The organism is bacterium, from assembly GCA_035308905.1.
Taxonomy (GTDB): domain Bacteria; phylum Sysuimicrobiota; class Sysuimicrobiia; order Sysuimicrobiales; family Segetimicrobiaceae; genus DASSJF01.
This window is the reverse complement of the sequence record DATGFS010000021.1, coordinates 14263-35309: the sequence shown is the minus strand read 5'-3', so window position 1 is coordinate 35309 and position 21047 is coordinate 14263. Positions and strand designations below refer to the sequence as shown.

The window sequence follows — 21047 nt, the reverse complement described above, 5'->3', positions numbered from 1 at the left end:
CGCTCTCCTGCGCACCGAGAGGACACGGACATGACCGGCCATCGCTGCGATCACGCCGAACGAACCTCTTTGCGCCTATTCTATCGGAACTGGCACCCGACTGGCCTCGGGAAAGTCGTGAGCGGAGCCCTGGCCCGATTGTCGGGCCTCGGCCTCACGCCGGCCATCCTCCTCACGCTGCAGGTGAGAGGGCGCCGCAGCGGGCGGCTCCACACCAACGTGCTTGTCGTGACCGAGCACGACGGACACCGATACCTCGTCTCGATGCTCGGCGACGGGTCGGAGTGGGTACGCAACGTCCGCGCGACCGGCGGAGAGGCGTTCGTGAAGCGCGGCTCCTCGCGCCCGGTCCGCCTCACCGAAGTCCCGGCCGAGGAACGAGCGCCGATCTTGAAAGCCTACTGCCAGGTCGCCACGAGCGGGCGGAGGCACTTCCCGATCCCGCACGACGCCCCGCTCACCGAATTCAGGGCCATCGCCGCGGACTACCCCGTCTTCCGCATCGAGCCGGCGCAGCGCGAAGGAGCGGTGCCGGCGCCTCGTGACCGGAGGCGGAGCCTTGCGGCCGCCTCGGCAGTGGCGGTCGCCGGGTTGGCTTACACGGCCGTCGTACGACCACGCATCCGGCGATGGGGCGCCACCGACGAGGAGGTCGCTAAGGCGCTCCCTGGTGACGAACTCCCAAGTCCTATGGGTTATCGGCCAGTCTCGACCCGCGCCATCACCATTGACGCGCCGCCGGACCAAGTTTGGCCCTGGCTCGTCCAGATGGGCTCCGGCCGGGCTGGCTTCTACACCCACGAATGGGTCGAGCGATTGCTGTTCATCACCTATGCCGACGGCCATTCGGCGACCCGCATCCACCCCGAATGGCAGGAGTTGCATGTCGGCGATCGGGTCCCGTACTCGCGGTTCAACACCGTGCCGGTGACGATGGTTGATCGGCCACGCTGCCTGATCGCCGGCGAGTGGCTTATCCTCGAGCCGCTCGCCGGTGGGACCAAGACCCGGCTGATCGCCCGCACCCGGGGCGGCTGGCTCGAGCCGTTTGCCCGTAAGGTGCCGGTCCTCTGGCCGTTGCTCTGGCCGATCGCCGCTCTGATCGACCGCGGGCCGGGCGAAGCGCTGCACCACTATATGGAAAGCGGCATGCTGAAGGGGATCAAGTCGCGCGTCGAGGCCGCCGCGTGCCAAACCGTGCCCGGTGCATAAGGCCTCTTACCAAAGGCGAGGAATAAGGCGATACCGGACACGGCGGGAGTAATCGTCGTAGCCGTCGAGTTCGGCCCGAAGCGTTCGGTCCTCAAGCCACGTCCTCGCCACAATCGCCGCGATCACGATCGTTGCGGGGACGAACGCGCCGAGCGATCCCAGCAACAACGGCGTGGCACCGGCGAAAATAACGTACCCGCCGTATCCGGGATGTCGCACGAAACGGTAGGGGCCATCGCTGATGACATGATGACCTCGCTCCCGCTGGATGCGCACAGTCGAGGAGAAGTACGCATTCGTCAGCATCGCCCAGCTCGAGGCAGCCAGGCCCGTCGCCACGCCCGCCAACCCCAACACCTGCACCGGCCACCCGATCATCGGGCTCCATCTGAACCTATAGTCCAAGCCGGCCGCGGTGAGCATCGCGACGTGACCGACGACCAACGCCGCACTCACTCCCCGGTCCCATTTCCTCTCGGGCAGAATTCGTGCCCGCTCCTCGATCAGCGCCGTCGCGGCGGCCCCCTTCGGTATCAGGAGCAGAGTATTCAGCCCGACAGCGCCCACGTACGTGACGAGATAGGCCCAGGCCGCCGGCCAGGCGACCCGGCCCGCAGAAGCAAACAACAAGACGGCCTGAACAACCAGGGAAACGGCAAGTTGGACCGCGCGTTTGACGACACCGGCGGTCAACTGGAATCCACTCTCCGCAGTCCGTTGCTTCATCGCAGCGCGCTCCTGGTCACGACACCAGGCGGGCGAGCCCGGGGCCGGGCAGATCGCGGCGCAGACTGTATCTGGACAAGTCCGGTCAAGTTCTCCGCCCAAATCGAACGAATGCGCGTTCCTCTGCGCGTCCGACCGAGAATCGGGCCCATGCCGGATCGCCCCGCCTGATCTACAGCACTACGCTGTTTTTTGGGGGAGGCGACCCAATGTCCCCTCCCACTCAGCCAGTTCTCGACGAAGTAGGAAGGCTGCGACGCGATGAGTCGACGGTCTTGGGCCGTTGCGAGATGGGCTGCGGCGATTCTCGCCCTTGCCGGTGTCACATATCCCTTCGTCGTTCGGCCCTGGCATCGGCGATGGGGAGCCACGGACGAAGAAGTCGTGCGGCAGATGCCGGGCGACGACATCGCACAGCATCCTGTCGAGGCGACGACCCGTGCCGTCACGGTATGGGCGCGACCAGAGCACATCTGGCCGTGGCTCACGCAGATTGGAAATCTGCGAGGCGGGCTCTACAGTTACGATTGGATTGACCTCATGATCGGTGCTCTCCAGGCGCCGAGCGTGGGCCAAATCCTGCCGCAGTTCCAGGACCTCCGTGTGGGCGACATGGTGCCCTACGCAGTCGGTACCCCCATGCGGGTGGAAGCACTCGAGCGGAACCGGACGCTACTCCTCGCGTACCGTGATGCCGGCGTGGCGGTTACCCAATCATGGACCATCCAACCACTCGACGAAAGCCGCTCGACGAAAGCCGCAGCCGACTTGTGCTCCGCGTTCGCACTGCGCTACCCGTGACGTGGCGGCGGCTTCCTGTCTTACTGTTTCTCGATCCGGCGGAGTTCGTGATGGTACGCAAGCAACTGCTCGGCATCAAGTGGCGGGCCGAGCGGCTTGCCGCCAGCCAGAAGAGCCGCAGCGCTACGCCGTCTCTTGGGGACGCGAGCCTTCTTTAGGGAGGTATCCTCATGAATGCGATCGCCAATATGTAGCCCTCGTATCGGATCAACGTCGAGCCCTCTCGGTGTTCGGGGATCGGGGGCACCTGACGGACAAGAGGAGGAAGAAGCATGCGTCCATCAAATCGTCCGGGCCGTTGTGCCGGCAGCTCGGGCTGGAAGCTCGGCACCTTATTGGGGCTGTCCGCGGGCGCGTACGCGCTCCTGCTGCGGCCGCGACTGCTTCGTTGGGGTGCAACCGACGAAGAGGTGAGACAGCCGTATCCGGGCGCAGATTTGATTCCGGGCGGCAGGCGCAGCGCGACGATGGCCGTCACGATTGAGGCGCCGCCGGCTAGAGTCTGGCCTTGGCTGGTGCAGATGGGCTACCATCGTGCCGGCTATTATAGCTGGGACTACCTCGACAACTTCGGCCGTCCAAGCGCAGACCGCATCCACCCCGAGTGGCAGACGCTCTCTGCTGGGGACTGCTTGACGGCGATGGGCAAACCCGCATGGACGGTCGCGCTCTTGGAACCGGAGCGGTTCCTGGGGTTGCGGGCGTCGTTTGACCTGGCCGGGCATCAATTCGATCCGGCGGGCGCGCGGCCGCGCTTCTACACCGATTCGCTCTGGGGCTTTCTGCTAAAGGAGCTTCCTGGAGGCTGCACCCGGCTCGTGGTCAGCGGCTACTGGGCCCTCGAACCGCGGTGGCTTCAGCCGGCGGCGACCTTTCTGCTGCTCGAGCCCAGCCATTGGATCATGCAGATGCGCCAGTTCGCGAATCTGAAGCGTTTTGCGGAGAGTGATTGGAGGCGGGGAGGCCGACCGGCCGATCGCCGGGACGTTGCCGAGCGGTCGCCGGAGAGCGCAGAGAGCGGGTCAGGGCGACAGAGGGCGTCATAGGATCCGACGCGATGGGCTTCGTACAACCTCGCCTGGCTTCGTGGCGCGTCTGTGGCGTAGGCTGGAGGGGTGAAAGTATACTCCACGGAAGGCAAGAGCCCAAGTCTGGACAGATGAGACGCCATGCGGCGTTCGCTTCCCTGTGCGAACAAGGGATATACTTGAATTGTTCCTCTCCCTTACGTCCACGGCGACTTTCACTGTATTCGGTCGTTTCCTCGGAGGAGAAAGCCCCACAGAAGTACACTCCCTATTGGGAGACGGAGGTTGGCCCATGCATTCGAGCGTACGGCAGTATGATAAGGTACCGAATCCGCAAGAATTGCCGCGGCACGTCCGCGAGGATTTTGTGCCGTTGATCAGTGCGGTTCCGGGTTTCATTGGATACTACTTTACGGATGTTGGCGGTGGGACGGTACTGTCAACCAGCATCTTCGAAACCAAAGCGAACGCCGAGGAATCCAATCGGGTCGCGGCGGACTGGGTGATGAAGAATCCCAAGGTGCTTCCGGCCGCGACTCGCGTGATGACCGGAGAAGTCATTGGGCACAAGGTCAAGGAGACGACCGGGGTCAGGTAGATCAAGTAACCTATCTCGACTAGCAATAACCACTAGCCCCGACACTAAGATACCGAGGGTCCGGACTCCAGAGTCCGGACCCTCGGTAGTGAGTATGCCGGTCCTTATCGCCGAAAATCTAAGACGCGATATTGTCCGCGACTTAGCCGCTTGAAGATTTGACGGTTTCTCCACCACGCCCCTCCTTGCTGGCGCGTTCGTGGCGCGGCATCGTGGAGACGGTCAGCAACGAACCGGGTGTTCTGTCCACAACGACTTTGATGCTTTCGGCGATTGCGACGAGCGTAAGGACCGTGATCCCTCCTCCGACGATCAGCCCGATAAGGATTTGAATTTGAACGCCAGACACCTGTGAGGCACTGCGATCAAAGAGAACCATAATCGCCGCGACAGTGCCTAGAGCCGCCAGGATGGCCGCGAATTGGTACAAGCCCACGATCATGCCAAGCGCCGGATAACGTGATGACTGTCTCATCGCGGACCACCCCTTAAACATCCGGCCTTTACAAATGCCGTCCGTTTGAAGATTGGGCGGCACTATTTGTGCGGCTGTTGAACGGCTCCTATTTGACTGAATAGGCCACCAAGAAGGTCCCCCAAGGCAACGAGGTCATAGTTAAGGGTATCAATCCATTGGGACACTGGCGCATTACGGTCACGTATCTGGCTTGCCGCGCAATACTCGCGCGTGAGTGCCCGGTCTACGTTCATTCCCTGCAGACCCTCTTGGGACGACCCTTTACAGTATTGCGGACCGTATGCTGTCTGAAGAATCAATGCGATCACAAGGATGGTGATGATCGCGGAGAACGGTCTCGCCGCAGGTCGATCCGAGCGTCCACGATTATCCGCCATTAGCGAACACCCAAATTCGTATGCCTTTGTGGACGACTCGACTGAAATCGAGTCTCACGAGTAACCTTCTCCGTTTTCGCTGGAAAGGAGTTCACCTCAAGGATTTGCGCGACCCCAAAAATGTTTAGTTCGTCGTTCTCCTTGACCGACCGTTCGCGGAGTAGGACCCACGTGACGGTTGGAATCGGCATTTTCATTCCCTCCAGGACTAAGACATTACACGTCACCCGCCTGAAAGGAGAATCTTTATGTCTGTGCTTTTCTTGAAGGTGCGATCTGGGAAGCCTCCCCAAATTCCGCGCCCCATTCGGATATTTTTGTCATCGCTAGACTGACCGCATCATCAATCGTCGGACTCCGGTCGATCTCTACGTCCAGGTCGAATCGCCCGAAGGGCGACACCACGGCAACGGTCACGATCACGTCCCAACGCAAACGATCCGCCTCGTCAACCGAAACGTTCTTCACGGAGATGAGCCTGACCGAGAACGTGGTCTCCATTTGTGTCACCCCCACAGGTCGGCTCTCCCCCATGGCTGACGGAGCCCAAAGGAGGTTGCGCGATGGGTGGGCCCCGAATGTCCCCATCGCTCAGCTGGACGCGCGTATCCACACGCAGTCCGTTGCCTTTGTCGGGACAATGGTGCCGCAGTTCGGGCAACGCGTGAGGCTCATCGGATTCCCCCCTAAACCGAACGAGCCTTCTACGGACAACAGGGACCGTTGTCGCTATTTGACGATGCACCGGAGTTGCCCTGTCCCTATCGAGGTCTCTGGTCCCACGGCTCCAGCCGGGGATTGTCTGCATCGCCACGAAAACCGCGACCGCATCTGCGGTTTGACGGACTCGAAAACCTCCCGCAGTTCCGCGAAGACTTCCGGCGGGGAGCCATACGGTATTTCTGTATCATACTGGCTCCTGACTATCAGTTCGGGGGAGGACCGAACTCAATGACACAAGCGCAGTCGGCAACTGGCCAAAGAATTTAGCGGCACGATTGTAGACGCGTCCCGCCCTCGTTGAATCCCGCCCCAGCGCCCGCCGGAACTCCTGGAATCCGTTCTCGCCTCCTGTACTCCTCTGAGGAGCCATACCGCACACTGTACCGGGTCGCGGTGCACACCGGCCTTCGTCGGGGCGAACTCTTGGGGCTACGCTGGGGGCTGCACAGTGGTGTACTGCATGTCCGTCGCACTCGAGGGCGCGTCCGCGACGGGGAGCGCTACGTCGTTCGGGAGGCCCCGCTCAAGACGCGGCACTCGCGTCGCACCATCGACCTCAGTCCCTCACTCATTGAGATTCTCCTCGTGTTCCCTGCCAGTGACGATCCCGAGGAGGCCCATGTCTTCCGGTCGGGTCAAACTGGTGGCCCACTCGACCCAGACAATATCGACCGGGTCTTCAAACGGCACCTCACGCTCGCCGGTCTCCACGAGATCAGGCTCCATGATCTACGGCACACGCACGCGAGCCTGCTGATCGCCGCTGGTGTGCATCCAAAAGCCATCCAGGCGCGGCTGGGGCACGCGTCGATCACGACGACGCTCAACACGTACGGCCACCTGATGCCGTCGGCGTTCCAGGCGGTCGGAGAGCGGCTTGACGCCCTACGTCAAGGCACCAGAAAGGCACCAACGGGCACGCCAGCAAATGGTGATGCGCGGAAACCCTTGGTAAATCTGGTGGAGACGAGCGGATTCGAACCGCCGACCTCCTGAGTGCGATTCAGGCGCTCTCCCAACTGAGCTACGTCCCCACGCCTCGCCCGGGCCCCGCACGGCATCGCCTTCGCACGATGGCGCGCCGCGTTGTCGCGCGGCCCGTCGACATGAACGGTGTGAGCCGATTATATCTGACGCGGCCCGCGGCCGCAACGTCCGACCGGAACGGCGCGCCTACGCGGCGGCGAGAGCCCGGCGCAAGGCCGGCTCGAGTTCCCCGAAGCGGAATCCATACTCGGCGGCGGCGAGCCGGGCCGGTTCCACGCGCTGGCTGGCCAGGAGCGCCTCGTCGGCCATCTCGCCGAACAGCGCGCGCAGCGCCGCCGCCGGGACGGGGATAACCGCCGGACGGCCGATCACGTGCCCGAGTGCGGAGGTGAACTCGCGGTTCGTGACCGCGTGCGGCGCGACGACGTTGACCGGCCCGTCGAGTCCGTCGCGATCGAGCGCGAGCAGAATGGCGCCGACGGCGTCGTCGATCGCGACCCACGGCAGATACTGCCGCCCGTGGCCGAGGGGGCCGCCCGCGCCGAGCTTGAAGATCGGCACGATCTTGGCGAGGATGCCGCCGCCTCCGCCGAGCACCACCCCGAAGCGTGGGTGGGTCACCCGGATCCCGGCCCGGCGGGCGGGATCGGCCGCGGCCTCCCACTCGCGGCATACGTCCGCGAGGAAACCCGTGCCCGCGCCCGAGGACTCGGTCAGCACCTCGTCGCCGCGGTTGCCGTAGTAGCCGACGGCGGAGCCGCTGACGAGGACCCGCGGCGGCGCGGCGAGTCCGGCCAGCGCGCGGGCGACGAGACCGGTGCCGAGCAACCGGCTGCTCCGAATCGCCTCTTTCTGCTCCGGTGTCCACCGCGACGCCAGCGTCGCGCCCGCGAGGTGGACCGCCGCGTCGATGCCCTCGAGGCGGGCCGCGTCGATCCGGCCGTCGTGCGGCTGCCAGGAGATTTCGTCCGCGCCCGCGGCTTCACCGCGGACGAGACGAACGACCTGGTCGCCGCGGGCGCGCAGCGACGCGACCACGGCCGAGCCGATCAGTCCGTGGGAACCCGTGACGGCGACTCGCATGACGGCGGTGGGGCGCCTCCCTTGGCGGCGGTCTGGTCATTTCCTATCATAACCGAGCGGGCGGCCGTCGAAGGGCCGGAGCCGGCCGCGCGCGAAGGGACGCCGCGACAGGTCCGGCGGACCGGTGAGGTGGCGCATGATGAGAGGCGCGGTCGTCTCCCTGCATATCTGCGCGCGCGCGGAGGAGGCGATGTCGTCGGTGCCCGCGGTGCGGGCCGTTCCCGGCGAAGGACTCGAAGGCGACCGCTACCACAGCCGGTCGGGCACCTATTCGAAGCTGGGCGGATCGGAACGCGAAGTCACTTTGATCGAGGAAGAAGCCGTCGACGCCCTCCGCCGAGAGTACGAGGTCGCGTTCGACGCCGGCGACAGCCGGCGCAACATCGTCACCCGCGGCGTGGCGCTCAACCACCTCGTCGGCCGCGAATTCCGCGTCGGCGACGTGTCGCTGCGCGGCATCCGGCTGTGCGAGCCGTGCGGGCACATCGAGAAGGTCACCGGCCAGCGGATTCGCGCCGGCTTGGTCCATCGCGGCGGCCTGCGGGCGCAGATCCTCACCGGCGGCACGATCCGTGCCGGCGATCCCATCGAGCCGATCGAACCGAAGTAGCGGCCGTACGTACCCGGCGGGCAGGGACACGGTCGATCTGCTTCAGTTATGTGGAATGATGATTACCGCCGGTGCTGTCACCATCACCCTGCCCGCCGGAACCCCCTGAATCGCGACGGTGTTTCAGCCGTTATGCACCGAAACACGGCGCAGGTGTGCGATCGTCTGTTTGGGTTGCTCGATCGACTTCCGGCGCCGCGCTGCAGCACGATCTGGCCGTAGGACGTCACCTTGTACTTCTGCGCCTCGGCGGGCCCGGCGCGCCGGTCGCCGTCGTATGATGGCTTTATGAGCAGAGACCTCTATCAGGACCTGACCCAACCCGCGCTGACCGCCTACCTCGAGGGCGTCATCCCGGCGCGGCCGCCGATCCTGCAAGAAATGGAAGCCTACGCCGCGGAGCGGCGGTTTCCGATCGTCGGCCCCGTGGTGGGCCGACTGTTCTATCTGCTGACACGGGCCACCGGGGCCCGGCGCGTCTTCGAAATGGGCTCCGGGTTCGGGTATTCCACGGCGTGGTTTGCGCTGGCGGTGCGGGACAACGGCGGCGGTGAGGTGCACCACGTCGTCTGGGACGAGGAACTGTCACGGCAGGCACGCGGTTATCTCGGCCGGCTCGGGCTTGCGGACGTCGTGCGCTTCAGCGTGAACGAGGCCGTCGCCGAGCTCGACCGGACCCCCGGGGAGTTCGACGTGATCTTCAACGACATCGAAAAGGACGCCTACCCCGCCTCCTTCCCGGTGATGAAGACGCACCTCCGCCCCGGCGGCCTCCTGCTCGTCGACAACATGATCTGGCGCGGCCGGGCAATGGACCCCGCCGTGAACGACGCGGCCACGCGGGGCGTGCGCGAAGTCACGCGGCTCCTCTTTGCGGATCCCGACTTCACCGGCGTGATCGTCCCGCTGCGGGACGGCGTGTTCGTCGGCCACAAGGCGCGGTAACCGGCTCCCCGCGTGCGCAGCCGCCGCTTCTGGGCGTACGTCCACCGCTATCGGCGGCCGTACGCCGTCGGCTATCTCGGGGGGCTCGTCTCGATCGCGATGGCGCAGTCCTCGCCGTGGATCATGAAACTGGCGGTGGACGGTATCGGCCGCCACGTCGGCGGGAGCCTGCTGGCCGCGTACGCCGGGGCGCTCCTGGGGCTCGCCGCGGCGGAGGCCGCCGCGACCTACGTCATGCGATGGTCGATCATGGCGGCCGCCTACCGGATCGAGACGGAGCTGCGCCGCGAGTACTTCGCCCATCTCCAGCGGATGCCGCTCGCGTTTTTCGAGCGCACGCCGACCGGCGACCTGATGGCCCGGGCCGTCAACGACATCCGCGCGGTGCAGCGGTTCGCGGGCGTGGGGCTGATGCGCTCGGTTCACACGACGGTGATGCTGATCGCGTCCGTCGCGTTCATGCTGAGCATCAGCGTGCGCCTGACGCTGATGATGCTCGCGATCCTCCCCTTCGTCACGTTCGTGTTTCTGCTGCTCGGCCGCGAGATCCACCGGCGCTTCGACGCCGTGCAGGCGCAGTTCAGCGCGCTCTCCGCCCGCGTCCAGGAGATGATGAGCGGCATCCGGGTGGTGAAGGCCTTCGCCCGCGAGCCCGATCAGCTTGCGAGGTTCAACGAGTCGTCCGAGGCGGTCGTCCACACCAACCTCCGGCTGGCGCGGGCCCAGGGCGCCCTGTGGCCGGTGATCGGCCTGATCCTCGGCGTCGCGTCGGTGGTGCTCCTGTGGCAGGGCGGCGACGCGGTCATCCGCGGGACGCTCACGCTCGGGCAGATGGTGCAGTTCTCGTACTACCTCGCCCGGCTCAGCTTCCCGATGATCGCCCTCGGCTGGGTCACGAACCTGTGGCAGCAGGGCCGCGCGTCCATGAACCGGCTCGACGCCGTCTTCGCCGAGGCGCCGGCGGTCGATGATCCGCCCTCTCCGCTCGTCGTCGACGGCATCCGAGGCGAGATCGCCTTCCGGCGCGTGAGCGTCGTCCGCGACGGCACGGCGGTGCTGCGCGACGTGAGCCTCGTCATCCCGGCCGGCCGGACCGTCGCCGTCGTCGGGCCTACCGGCGCCGGAAAGACGACGCTCGTGTCGCTGATCCCCCGCGTGCTCGACCCCACGGAGGGACAGGTCTTGCTGGACGGCCACGACGTGCGGCAGTTGCCGCTTGCGACCCTGCGGGGCGCGGTCGCGCTCGTGCCGCAGGAACCGTTCTTGTTCTCCGACACGCTGCGCGCGAATATCGCGTTCGGGGCCGCGGGGACGGCCGACCCCGCACGAATCCTGGAGGCCGCGGACGTCTCGCAGATCGCCGCCGACGCGGCGGATTTTCCGGCGGGCTACGACACGGTCGTCGGCGAGCGCGGCGTCACGCTCTCGGGCGGACAGCGGCAGCGCGTCACGCTCGCGCGCGCCGTGATGCGCGATCCGCGCGTGCTGATCCTCGACGACGCGCTGAGCAGCGTCGACACGCAGACGGAGCAGGCGATCCTGAAGCGCCTGCGCGGCGTGATGGCGGCGCGCACCAGCCTCGTGATCGCCCAACGGATCTCCACGATCCGGTCGGCGGACTGGATCGTCGTGCTCGACGGAGGCCGCGTGGTCGACCAGGGGACGCACGAGGACCTGATCGCCCGGGGCGGCCTGTACGCGGATCTCTACGAGCGCGAGCTGCTGCGCGAAGCGCTCGAGGCGGAAGAACCGGCCGGCGAACCCGCGACGGGCCCGCCGGACGGCGCGGACCGATGAGCGCGCACTTCGACGAAGATCCGATCCTTGGACGCGCCTACGACGCGCGCCTCGTCCGGCGCCTGCTGGCCTACGTCCGCCCCTACGGCGTGACGGTCGGGCTGTCGATCGCCCTGCTGCTGGTCGCCTCGCTCGCCGACCTCGCCGGGCCGACGCTGTACCGGCTCGGCATCGACCGGTACATCGCGCCGCCCGGCGGCCGGGCGGCCGCCGCGGACTTCCGCGGGCTCGTCGGGCTCGCCGCCGTCTACCTCGCCGTCCTGGCGTTCGGCTTCGGCGCCCGCTGGGCGCAGAGCTACCTCATGCAGGCGGTGGGGCAGCGCGTGATGGCGGACCTGCGCGCGCAGATGGTCGCCCACCTCCAGGGGCTGTCGATGAGCTTCTTCTCGCGCACGCCCGTGGGACGTCTCGTCACCCGCGTCACGAACGACGTCGACGCGCTGAACGAGTTGATCACCTCGGGCGCGGTGGCGATCTTCGGCGACGTCTTCACGATGATCGGCATCATGGCGATCATGCTGTGGATGAACTGGCGCCTCGCGCTCGCCGCGTTTGCCGTCCTGCCGGCCGTCTACGTGATCACGGAGCGCTTCCGGCTGCGGTCGCGGGACGCGTTCCGCGCGGTCCGCACGCGCCTCGCGCGCATCAACGCGTACCTGAACGAACAGATCACCGGGATGACGGTCACGCAGCTGTTTACCCAGGAGCCCCGGCGCCTCGGCGCCTTCGACGAGCTCAACGCCGCCCATCTCGACGCGAGCCTCGCCTCCACCCGCAACTTCTCGCAGTTCTACCCGGCGATTCAGCTCGTCGGCGCGTTCGGCGTCGCCCTTCTCCTATGGTACGGCGGGGGCCAGATTGCGCGGGGCGTTGCGACGCTCGGCGTGCTCGTCGCCGCGATCCAGTACGCGGAGCGGTTCTTCGATCCGCTGCGCGACTTGGCGGATAAGTTCAATATCTTCCAGGCGGCGATGGCGTCCTCGGAGCGCATCTTCCGCGTGCTGGACGAGCCGGTCGCCGTCCGGGACGCCGCGAGCCCCTCGCCGCTGCCGGGCCTGCGCGGCGACATCGTGTTCCGGAACGTCTGGTTCTCCTACCAGGACGGCGGCGCGCCGGCCGCGGCGACGACCGCCCGGCCGGCGGCGGGAGAGCCGGCCTGGGCGCTCCGCGGCGTCTCGTTTACGATCCGCGCCGGCGAGCGCGTCGCGATTGTCGGCCATACCGGCGCCGGAAAGACCTCCGTCATCAATCTCCTCACGCGCTTCTACGACCCGCAGCGGGGCGAGGTGCTGGTGGACGGCACCGACGTGCGCCGGTACCCGCAGCGCGAGCTGCGGCGGCACGTCGGCCTCGTTCTTCAAGATGTCTTCCTGTTCTCGGGCACGATCGCCGACAACATCCGCCTCGGCAACGCCGCGATCTCGGACGCCGACGTGCAGCGGGCCGCGGAGCAGACCGGGGCCGCGCGGTTCATCGAGGCGCTGCCGCGGGGCTACGCGACCGAGCTCCACGAACGCGGGGCGGGCCTGTCGTCCGGGCAAAAGCAGCTGATCGCGTTCGCGCGGGCGCTCGCTGCGCAGCCGGAGATTCTGCTGATCCTCGATGAGGCGACGAGCAGCGTGGACGCGGAGACGGAAGTCCTCATCCAGCGCGCGATGACGGCGGCCCTGCGGGGACGCACCGCGATCGTGATCGCCCACCGGCTTTCGACGGTGCGCCACGTCGACCGGATCCTCGTCCTGCACAAAGGCCGCGTCGCCGAGGAAGGGACGCACGACGCGCTCTTGGCGCGCGACGGGATCTACGCGAAGCTGTACCGGCTGCAGTTCGCCGATCTCGATTGACGAACGTGCTCCACGATGGAACCGTGCGGCGCCGCGCGACGCTGGAACGAATGTAAGACGTAGGTTCGCCGGCGCACCCCCCTGCGCGGGCGGACAACGGGGCGGCCCCCGGCGAACGCCGGGGGCCGCGACACGCTCCGCGTACGGGGCACCCGCTTACACGGCCGCCGCCGCGCGATCCGCCCGCCTCAAGCCCTGGATGCCGAGCCGACCCGCCAGGTAATCCGCCAGCACGCCGTATGGATCGAACCCGACGACCTCGACCGCGTTCGACACGAAATTCGACAGCGCGTTGATGTCGTAGTAGTGAATCCGGCCGTTCCGGTCGTCGACAAGGTACTCGACGCCGGCGAGATCCAGGCGCGCCCGCCGCGCGATCGTGAGGACGTCGCGGCAGACGTGCGCCGGCGGCGTGCATGCTTCGACCCGCAGGGCGGCCTTCGGAAGATCCGCCGGGCGCAGGCCGGCCTCCGGCTCGACCTGGCAGATGTCGGCCGGGCAGAGGTTGAAGCCGCCGGGCTTCGGAAAGACCTTGATTGCGTAGAGCACGCGGCCGTCCAAGACTTCCACCCGGACGATGTGACCGTCCCGCGCGGGCAGGAACTCCTGCACCAGCGCGGTGCGGTCGATGCCGAGGTCGAGCGTGCCCTCCGCAACCGCGGCGGCAAGATCCTCGAGGTGGTCGAACCGCTGGATCCCCGCGCCGCTCCCCCCGATGTTCGGCTTCACCGCGACCGGAAAGTCGAGCCCGTCCGCCGCCGCCGCGGCCTGGCTCGGATGGTTGATCACCCGCGTCCGCGGCGCGCGCAGCCCGAGACGGCGAAGCAGCAGCAGCTGCGAGACCTTGGACGTCTCCAGTGTGAAGGCGTCCGCCCCGTTGATCGTCTCGATGTCCGCCCCCTCGAGATAACGAAGAAAGTCGCGCGCGTAGACGATGGCCTGTCCGTGCCCGCGCAGGTGGGCCGACGGGCTCATGCGGTTCAGCACCAGCGTCCACGGTGGCGGCGCGCCGCCCGGATCGAACAGGTGGGCGCTCACGTCGATCCGGTCGTACGGTACGCCGCGCGCGTCGAGCGCGGCAAAGAGCGGCGCGAACCACTCCGGATGCTCGTACACAATCCCCAGGCGGGGACCCCCTGTCTCCATGGAAATCACCCCGTGCGCCCTCGGCGGGCGTGCTGCGCCGGCCCCTTCGGGGGCGGCGATGAACGTCAGACTCGATTGGCCGTGCTATGGAACTGCGTGGAACGCCGGAAGCGGAGGCGTGCTACCTCCGCGGAGGACAGATGCAGTACAGCGGGGTTTGCGTGGATGGTCTCGTGACGCGGTTCACGCGCCCTATCCTAACAGCCGGGGACGGCGGGCGCAACCTCGAGTTCGCGCGCGACCTCGTCGAGAAAGGCCCGCGCCGCGTCGAGCGTCATCGTGCGGTAGGCCGGGTCCACGATGAGCGTGCGCGCGCCCGCGGCGGCGTACCGCGCCGCGAGGGCGCGGGTGATCGGGACGCCGCGCGCGATGCGCGCCTGGAGCCAGAGGTCGTTCATGGAACGGCCGCGGCGCGCCGCGTACGTCTCGAGACGGCCGGCCCGCTCGCGATACTCGTCCGGGTCGAGCCCGAGCGGCTGCCAGCCGTCGCATACCGCGGCGACACGGCGCAGCGCCACCTCGCCCTCGCCGCCGGCCAACACCGGAAGCCGGCTGCCCTGCGGCGGCTTGGGCGCCATCGCGAACGCCGGCAGATCGTAGAATTCCCCGCGGTACCGTACCGGATCCGGGCCCCAGCACGCCTTGAGGAGCCGCACGGCATCGTCGAGCCGGCGGCCCCGGTCGCGGAACGGCTGGTCGAGCAGCGCGAACTCTTCCTCGAACCAGCCGGCGCCGACGGCCAGTACGGCCCGGCCGCCGGAGAGGTAGTCGAGGGTCGCCACTGCCTTCGCAACGGGCAGCGGGTGGCGCATCGGCAGGACGAGCACCGAGGTCCCGATCCGCACGGTGCGCGTCAGCGCCGCCACCCAGGCCAGCGCCGTCAGCGCGTCGAGGTAAGGAATCGAGGGGTCCCACGGCAGGCCGCCGTCCGCGCTGTACGGGTAGCGGCTGGCGGAGCGGGTCGGGATCGCGATGTGATCGGTCACCCACAACGATCGAAAGCCGGCCGATTCCGCGTGCCGCGCGATCGTCGCGACGGCCTCCGCCGTGGCCAGCGGACCCTGGGTGGGCAGCGTTACGCCGACGTCCACCGCCATGTCGTCCCCCCAACCGGCCCTCGATCAGGCCGTGTCCCGATCAGTACGCCATTACGTCGAGGAGCGCCCACCGTACCTTCCCGGCCGCGTTCCGCATGGGATGCGCGGTCAGGGCGACCCGCCGGCGCTGCCCTTCCTTTCCTATGTGCACCACGTCGATCGAGCGCGCGGACTCTCCCCGTCTCAGCGCCGCGAGCACCTCGTCCAGCGCGCCCCGCTGATCGAGAGACTCGAGCAGGGCGAGCGGCCGCCCGACCGCTTCTTCCTGCGTGTATCCATAGACGTCCGCGGCGGCGCGGTTCCAGCGAAGAATGGCGCCGTCCTCCAAGCTCGCAATGATCATCGCCACGCTCGCGAGATCCAGGGCTTCCGCGAGCTGATAGCTCGAGTTGAGGGCCTGCTCCTTCAGCCGCTCGTGCAGCCGTGCCACCTCGACGGCGCCGGCCACATAGCCCGCCACCACCGTGAGCAGATCCAGCTCGGCGTGGGTAAACGCGTCCTTTGCCGACCGCAGCGCGCTCAGCACGCCCACGACGCGATTGCGGACGATCAGCGGCGCGTAGATCCCCGACCGGATCCCGGGCTGCAGCTGGAACACGCGGGAATCGGCGGCCATGTCCGGCACCAGCAGCGGCTGGCCCGTCCTCACCACTTCGCCGTGGAGGCCCCGCCCGGCCGGAATCTTGAGATCGATATAGGTGGTGCGGAGCCCGGACGCCGCCTGGATCCGCAGCGCGTCCTGGTCGTCCTCATCGACGAGGGCAAGCGAGCACGAGTCGAAGCCCAATTCCACCCGGCAGGTGCGGATCACGTGCGCGAGCAGGTCTTGAAGATTGAGCACGATGGAGAACTCGCCGGCAAGATGTGAGAGAAACGCGAGCGCGCCGGCGGAATCGCGCCGGCCGCGATTTCGCCTCTGCCTTGATGGCAAGACCAGCTTCATACAGTCGAGTCATCCCCGCAACGCGCGGCGGGTCAAACCTTGCGCCGAATCTCCATGCACTTTGCCAGGGAAAAGTGCGCCGGATCGCGTAAACTGAGACGTTTCGCAGCCCAAACGGGGGGTGCTTGACGCATGAAAAAACTCTGGCTTCTGGCCCTGCTCCTGCCGCTGGCGGTCTCGGCGGCGTGGGCGGCGCCGGTCCGGCCGGTCAAGATCGGCTTGGCGGTGGGGGTGACCGGCGACATCGCCGCGTACGGCGATCCGATCCGCAACGGCTTCCAGCTCGCCTTCAAGCAGATCAACGCGATGGGCCAGGTGCGCATCGACCCGATCCTCGAGGACACCGGCGCCGGGCGCGACGGCGCGATCAACGTCTTCCAGAAGCTGATTCAGCGGGATCAGGTCGCGGCGATCCTCGGCCCGGTGCTGAGCGCCCAGGCGTTTGCGGCCGATCCGCTGGCCGTCCAGGCGGGCGTGCCGGTTGTCGGCGTCAGCAATACGGCCAAGGGCATCCCGCAGATCGGCGCGACCGTCTTCCGGGTGTCGGCTCCGGAGGCCGTGCAGATTCCGAAGTCGATCGCCGTCGCAAAGAAGGTCCTCAACCTGTCCAAGGTCGTCGTCCTGTACGACAACGCCGACGACTTTACGATCTCGGGCTACCGGACGTTCGCCGAGGAGCTGCAGAAGAACGGCGTCGCGATCGCGGACACGATTACGTTCTCGCGCGGCGACAGCGATTTTTCCGCGCAGCTTACCAAGGCGAAGGCCGCGAACCCGCAAGCGATCGTGGTCAGCGCGCTCGCGCGCGAGGGCACGCTGCTGCTGATCCAGGGGCGCAACCTCGGCATCACGGTGCCCTTCATCGGCGGGAACGGCTTCAACGACACGAACATCATCACGCGGGCCGGCCCGGCCGCGGAAGGACTGATCGTCGGCACGGCGTGGGTCCCGAGCGCGCCGTCCGCGGTCAACCTCAAGTTCTACGGCGCCTACCGTGACGAGTACAAGCGTGAACCAAACCAGTTCGCCGCCCAGGCGTACACCGGGGCGCAGGTCGTCGCGGAAGCGATCCGCCGCGCCGGGCTCACGGGCGCCGAACCCGTGCGCACGCAGCGGAGCAAAATCGAGCAGGCCCTCTACACGATCAAGAACATCGAGACACCGCTCGGCCGGATCAGCATCGCCGCCGACCGCGACGTGATCCAGCCGCGGACGTACGTCGCGGTGGTACGGGGCGGGCGGTTCGTCGAGCTCGACGTCAAATAGCGTGAGGTAAACGCCGGGCCGGGGGCGGGCGCGCCCGCGCGCCGCCCCCGGCCGCGGGCCTTCATGGCCGTCTTTCTTCAACAGCTCGTCAACGGGATCTCGCTCGGCTCCGTCTACGCCCTCTTCGCCCTCGGCTTCACGCTCGTCTTTGGCGTGCTCGAGATCATCAACCTCGCGCACCCCGCGGTGCTGGCCGTCGGCGCGCTGCTCGCGTACACGCTGCTCGTGGACGCCAAGGTGGGTCTCGCCCTGGCGGTCGCCGGGGCCTGCGCCGGCGCGGGGCTGCTCGGGGTCCTTCTCGACGCCGTCGCGTTCCGGCCGCTGCGCCTCCGGGGCGCGAGCCGGCTGTCGTCGCTCATCACCTCGATCGGGATCGCGCTCATCCTCGTCAACCTGGCGCAGATCGTGTGGGGCACCGAACCGCTGAGCTATCCGCCGGGGACCGTGCCGCTCCGGTTCTTCACCGCGGGCCCGGTCACCGTCAGTCTGCTGCAGGGGGTGGTGCTGGCGACGGTTGTCGCGCTCATGATCGGTCTGCGCCTCTTGCTCGTCCGCACCCGGCTGGGGCTCGCAATCCGGGCCGTGGCCGAGAACCCGCAGACGGCCGCCCTGCTCGGAATGCCGTTCGACCGCGTCGTCGCGTTCACGTTCTTCCTCAGTTCCGCGCTCGGCGGCATCGCGGGGGTCCTCGTCGGCATGCTCTTCCAGGGCAGCGTCTCGCCGTTCATGGGCAACACCTACGGCCTCAAGGGACTGGCCGCCATCATTCTCGGCGGCATGGGCGACATCACCGGCGCGGTCCTCGGCGGCCTGGCCATGGGGATCGGCGAGGTGCTGATCGTGCAGTATCTCAACAGCAGCTACCGCGACGCGGTGGCGTTCGGTCTGCTGTTCCTGGTGCTGGTCCTCCGGCCGACCGGGCTGCTCGGCCAGCAGCGCAGCCGCGAGGCCTAGGCCGGCCGCATGAACGCCGTCGCCGACCTCTACGCCGCCTACAGCACCCTCGTGCTGTTCGCCGGGGTCGCGGCGCTGCTCGCCCTGTCCATCTACGTCACGCTCATGGCGGGCCAGCTCTCGCTCGGGAACGCGGCGCTCGCGACGATCGGCGGCTACACGGCCGCGATCCTGACGAAGACCTATCACGCCGCGCTCTGGCCGGCGCTGCTGGCCGGGGCGGCGCTGGCGACCGTGGTGGCGGTGCTGATCGGGATCCCGTGTCTTCGGCTCCGGGGCATCTACCTCGCCATCGCGACCCTCGCCTTCGGCGAGGTCGTCCGCGTGGCGGCGCTCAACCTGACGATCACCGGCGGCGCCCTCGGGTTGGTCGGGATCGCCCCGCTCGTCTCGTTTCCGCACGTCTACGGCGCGCTCGCCGTGGCCGCGTTCTTCTTCTACCGGCTGGAACGGTCCCGCACCGGCCGCGCCCTCGCCGCGATCCGGGAAGACGAGGCCGCGGCGCAGGCGATGGGCATCCGAGTGACCGCGTACAAGGTCCTGGCGTTTTCGATCGCCGGCTTCATCGCCGGCTTGGCCGGAGGGCTCGCGGTCCACTTCACGTATCTGATCAACCCCGCGCAGGCGTCCTTCGGCGAGGCTGTGACGATCCTCACGTACGCGGTGTTCGGGGGCACCGGCACCTTCATCGGGCCGATCCTGGGCGGCATGGCGCTGACGGTGCTGCCGGAGGCGCTCCGGTTCCTGAAAGAATACCGGCTGCTCCTCGACGGCGCGATCCTCGTCCTCGTGACCACGTATCTGCCGAACGGGGTGCTCGACCCCGTCTTCGCGGGGCGGCTCGGTCCCGTCTTCGCGGGGCGGCTCGGCCCGCTGCTGCGGTGGCGGCGCCGTGCTTGAGGTCTCGGGCCTGTCGCGGACGTTCGGAGGGCTGCGCGCCGTGGACGGCGTCTCGTTTACGGTGCGCGAAGGCGAGATCGTCGGGCTGATCGGGCCGAACGGCGCCGGCAAGACGACGCTCTTCAACCTCGTGACGGGATTCCTCGCGCCGACGGCGGGGCGGGTGCGGTTTCGCGGTGCCGACATCACGCGGTGGAGTCCCGACCGCGTCACGGCCGCCGGCGTCGCGCGGACGTTTCAAAACATCCGGCTGTTCCGCGACATGGCGGCCGCGGAGAACGTCGTGGTCGGGCAGCACGTTCGCACCACGGCCACGCTCGCCGATGCCGTCTTCGCCACCCCACGGTACCGCGCGGAAGAGCGCGAGACCCGCACGCGCGCCCGGGAGCTGCTGGCGCTCGTCGGCCTGGCGGACCGTGCCGCGGTGCCGGCCCGATCGCTTGCCTACGGGGACCAGCGGCGGCTCGAGATCGCCCGGGCGTTGGCGACGCAGCCGCGCCTCCTGCTGCTCGACGAGCCCGCGGCGGGCATGAACACCGCCGAAACCCAGGCGCTCATGACGCTGATCCGCCGGCTGCGCGACGAGCGCGGCATGACCGTGCTTCTCATCGAGCACGATATGAAATTGGTGATGGGCGTCTGCAACCGGATCGTCGTGCTGAACTTCGGCCGCACGATCGCGGACGGCGCCCCGGACGAGGTCCGGCGCGATCCCGGCGTCATCGAGGCGTATCTCGGGACGCAGACCGAGCGGCTGCGGGAAGCGCGCGGGCCCTCCCCCGGCGCCCCCGTGCTGGCCGTGGAGCGCGTGACCGCCGGTTACGCCGCGGGCGACGTGCTGCACGGCGTCTCGCTGGAGGTGGGTGCCGGGCAGATCGTCACGCTGATCGGCGCGAACGGCGCCGGCAAGACGACCCTGCTGCGCACCATCTCCGGGCTGGTCCGGCCGAGGGGCGGCACGATCCGGCTGCGCGGGACGCGCGTCGACGGCGCGCGGCCGGACCGGATCGTCGGGCTCGGCGTGGCGCACGTACCGGAGGGACGGCAGGTCCTCGCACGGATGACCGTGCTCGACAATCTCCGCGCCGGGGCGTTCGCGCGCCGGGATCGCGGTTTCGCGGGGCGGCGCGGCGCCGCCGTCGAGCAGGATCTCGCCGCCCTGCTCACGGGCTTTCCCGAGCTCGGCGAGCGGCGGATGCAGATCGCCGGCACCCTCTCCGGCGGCGAGCAGCAGATGCTCGCGATCGCGCGGGGCCTGATGGCGCGCCCGACGCTTCTCATGTTGGACGAGCCGTCGCTCGGGCTGGCGCCGCGGATCGTGGCGCGGATCTTCGGGATCATCCGGGAGGTCAACGCCGAGGGCACCCCGATCCTCCTCGTGGAGCAGAACGCCCAATTGGCGCTCGAGACCGCGGATCAGGGCTACGTGCTGGAGACCGGCCGGGTCGTCCGAGCCGACCGTGCCGACCGCCTGCTCGGGGACGAGGCCGTCCGGCGCGCGTACCTCGGGTAAGACGAGTCGCCGAGCTGTT

Annotated in this window: 20 protein-coding genes and 1 tRNA gene; 12 read left to right on the top strand and 9 right to left on the bottom strand. The window is 68.0% G+C overall.

The window, feature by feature from the left end; genetic code table 11:
• Window positions 1-30: 30 nt before the first annotated feature.
• Window positions 31-1212 carry a nitroreductase/quinone reductase family protein gene (locus VKT83_05345; protein ID HLY21875.1) on the top strand — a complete coding sequence of 394 codons (1182 nt, stop codon included), beginning with the start codon at window positions 31-33 and terminating at the stop codon, window positions 1210-1212.
• A gap of 6 nt (window positions 1213-1218) precedes the next feature.
• Here the strand turns inward: VKT83_05345 and VKT83_05340 are convergent, their stop codons facing one another.
• On the bottom strand, window positions 1219-1938 hold the full coding sequence (locus VKT83_05340) for an isoprenylcysteine carboxylmethyltransferase family protein (protein ID HLY21874.1): 720 nt from the start codon (window positions 1936-1938) through the stop codon (window positions 1219-1221).
• Window positions 1939-2322: 384 nt separating this feature from the next.
• On the opposite strand from VKT83_05340, the gene VKT83_05335 reads away from it, so the two are divergent.
• The 3 genes from VKT83_05335 to VKT83_05325 all read left to right on the top strand — a co-directional run bounded on the left by VKT83_05335 (window position 2323) and on the right by VKT83_05325 (window position 4365).
• The gene (locus tag VKT83_05335) at window positions 2323-2739 is read left to right on the top strand and encodes a hypothetical protein (GenBank protein HLY21873.1); all 417 of its coding nucleotides are present in this window, start codon (window positions 2323-2325) and stop codon (window positions 2737-2739) included.
• 272 nt (window positions 2740-3011) lie between these two features.
• Entirely contained in the window at window positions 3012-3785 is a 774-nt protein-coding gene (locus tag VKT83_05330) for a hypothetical protein (GenBank protein ID HLY21872.1), read from the top strand.
• 274 nt (window positions 3786-4059) lie between these two features.
• Window positions 4060-4365: a hypothetical protein gene (locus VKT83_05325; protein ID HLY21871.1), complete on the top strand. Its 306-nt coding sequence runs from the start codon at window positions 4060-4062 to the stop codon at window positions 4363-4365.
• 142 nt (window positions 4366-4507) lie between these two features.
• On the opposite strand, the gene VKT83_05320 is transcribed toward VKT83_05325, so the two are convergent.
• The 5 genes from VKT83_05320 to VKT83_05300 form a co-directional block, all read right to left on the bottom strand.
• Window positions 4508-4840 (bottom strand): hypothetical protein, encoded by a 333-nt coding sequence (locus tag VKT83_05320; GenBank protein HLY21870.1) that lies wholly within the window; start codon window positions 4838-4840, stop codon window positions 4508-4510.
• A 626-nt stretch (window positions 4841-5466) separates the two neighbouring features.
• Complete coding sequence (locus VKT83_05315) at window positions 5467-5721, bottom strand: hypothetical protein (protein HLY21869.1); 255 nt, start codon at window positions 5719-5721, stop codon at window positions 5467-5469.
• 786 nt (window positions 5722-6507) lie between these two features.
• Window positions 6508-6654 carry a hypothetical protein gene (locus tag VKT83_05310; protein HLY21868.1) on the bottom strand — a complete coding sequence of 49 codons (147 nt, stop codon included), beginning with the start codon at window positions 6652-6654 and terminating at the stop codon, window positions 6508-6510.
• Between the two features lie 247 nt (window positions 6655-6901).
• Window positions 6902-6977 (bottom strand) — tRNA-Ala (locus VKT83_05305).
• A gap of 139 nt (window positions 6978-7116) precedes the next feature.
• Window positions 7117-8013, bottom strand: coding sequence for a TIGR01777 family oxidoreductase (locus VKT83_05300; GenBank protein HLY21867.1), 897 nt, complete (start codon window positions 8011-8013; stop codon window positions 7117-7119).
• A 136-nt stretch (window positions 8014-8149) separates the two neighbouring features.
• On the opposite strand from VKT83_05300, the gene VKT83_05295 reads away from it, so the two are divergent.
• The 4 genes from VKT83_05295 to VKT83_05280 all read left to right on the top strand — a co-directional run bounded on the left by VKT83_05295 (window position 8150) and on the right by VKT83_05280 (window position 13209).
• Entirely contained in the window at window positions 8150-8623 is a 474-nt protein-coding gene (locus VKT83_05295; GenBank protein HLY21866.1) for an MOSC domain-containing protein, read from the top strand.
• A gap of 288 nt (window positions 8624-8911) precedes the next feature.
• Window positions 8912-9568 carry an O-methyltransferase gene (locus VKT83_05290; GenBank protein HLY21865.1) on the top strand — a complete coding sequence of 219 codons (657 nt, stop codon included), beginning with the start codon at window positions 8912-8914 and terminating at the stop codon, window positions 9566-9568.
• A 12-nt stretch (window positions 9569-9580) separates the two neighbouring features.
• Window positions 9581-11365 (top strand): ABC transporter ATP-binding protein, encoded by a 1785-nt coding sequence (locus tag VKT83_05285; GenBank protein HLY21864.1) that lies wholly within the window; start codon window positions 9581-9583, stop codon window positions 11363-11365.
• Window positions 11362-13209: an ABC transporter ATP-binding protein gene (locus VKT83_05280; protein ID HLY21863.1), complete on the top strand. Its 1848-nt coding sequence runs from the start codon at window positions 11362-11364 to the stop codon at window positions 13207-13209. The genes VKT83_05285 and VKT83_05280 overlap by 4 nt, the downstream gene beginning before the upstream one ends.
• A gap of 156 nt (window positions 13210-13365) precedes the next feature.
• On the opposite strand, the gene VKT83_05275 is transcribed toward VKT83_05280, so the two are convergent.
• From VKT83_05275 to VKT83_05265, 3 genes are all read right to left on the bottom strand, one after another.
• Window positions 13366-14355 (bottom strand): hypothetical protein, encoded by a 990-nt coding sequence (locus VKT83_05275; GenBank protein ID HLY21862.1) that lies wholly within the window; start codon window positions 14353-14355, stop codon window positions 13366-13368.
• 197 nt (window positions 14356-14552) lie between these two features.
• Window positions 14553-15452, bottom strand: a complete 900-nt coding sequence (locus VKT83_05270) for a TIGR03619 family F420-dependent LLM class oxidoreductase (protein ID HLY21861.1) — start codon at window positions 15450-15452, stop codon at window positions 14553-14555.
• 40 nt (window positions 15453-15492) lie between these two features.
• Window positions 15493-16395, bottom strand: coding sequence for a GAF domain-containing protein (locus VKT83_05265; GenBank protein HLY21860.1), 903 nt, complete (start codon window positions 16393-16395; stop codon window positions 15493-15495).
• A gap of 132 nt (window positions 16396-16527) precedes the next feature.
• On the opposite strand from VKT83_05265, the gene VKT83_05260 reads away from it, so the two are divergent.
• From VKT83_05260 to VKT83_05245, 4 genes are all read left to right on the top strand, one after another.
• The gene (locus VKT83_05260) at window positions 16528-17661 is read left to right on the top strand and encodes an ABC transporter substrate-binding protein (protein ID HLY21859.1); all 1134 of its coding nucleotides are present in this window, start codon (window positions 16528-16530) and stop codon (window positions 17659-17661) included.
• 63 nt (window positions 17662-17724) lie between these two features.
• The gene (locus VKT83_05255; GenBank protein HLY21858.1) at window positions 17725-18615 is read left to right on the top strand and encodes a branched-chain amino acid ABC transporter permease; all 891 of its coding nucleotides are present in this window, start codon (window positions 17725-17727) and stop codon (window positions 18613-18615) included.
• Between the two features lie 9 nt (window positions 18616-18624).
• Window positions 18625-19515, top strand: a complete 891-nt coding sequence (locus tag VKT83_05250; protein HLY21857.1) for a branched-chain amino acid ABC transporter permease — start codon at window positions 18625-18627, stop codon at window positions 19513-19515.
• A complete protein-coding gene (locus VKT83_05245; GenBank protein HLY21856.1) occupies window positions 19508-21028 on the top strand; it encodes an ATP-binding cassette domain-containing protein in 1521 nt (506 codons plus the stop codon). The genes VKT83_05250 and VKT83_05245 overlap by 8 nt, the downstream gene beginning before the upstream one ends.
• Window positions 21029-21047: the final 19 nt, after the last annotated feature.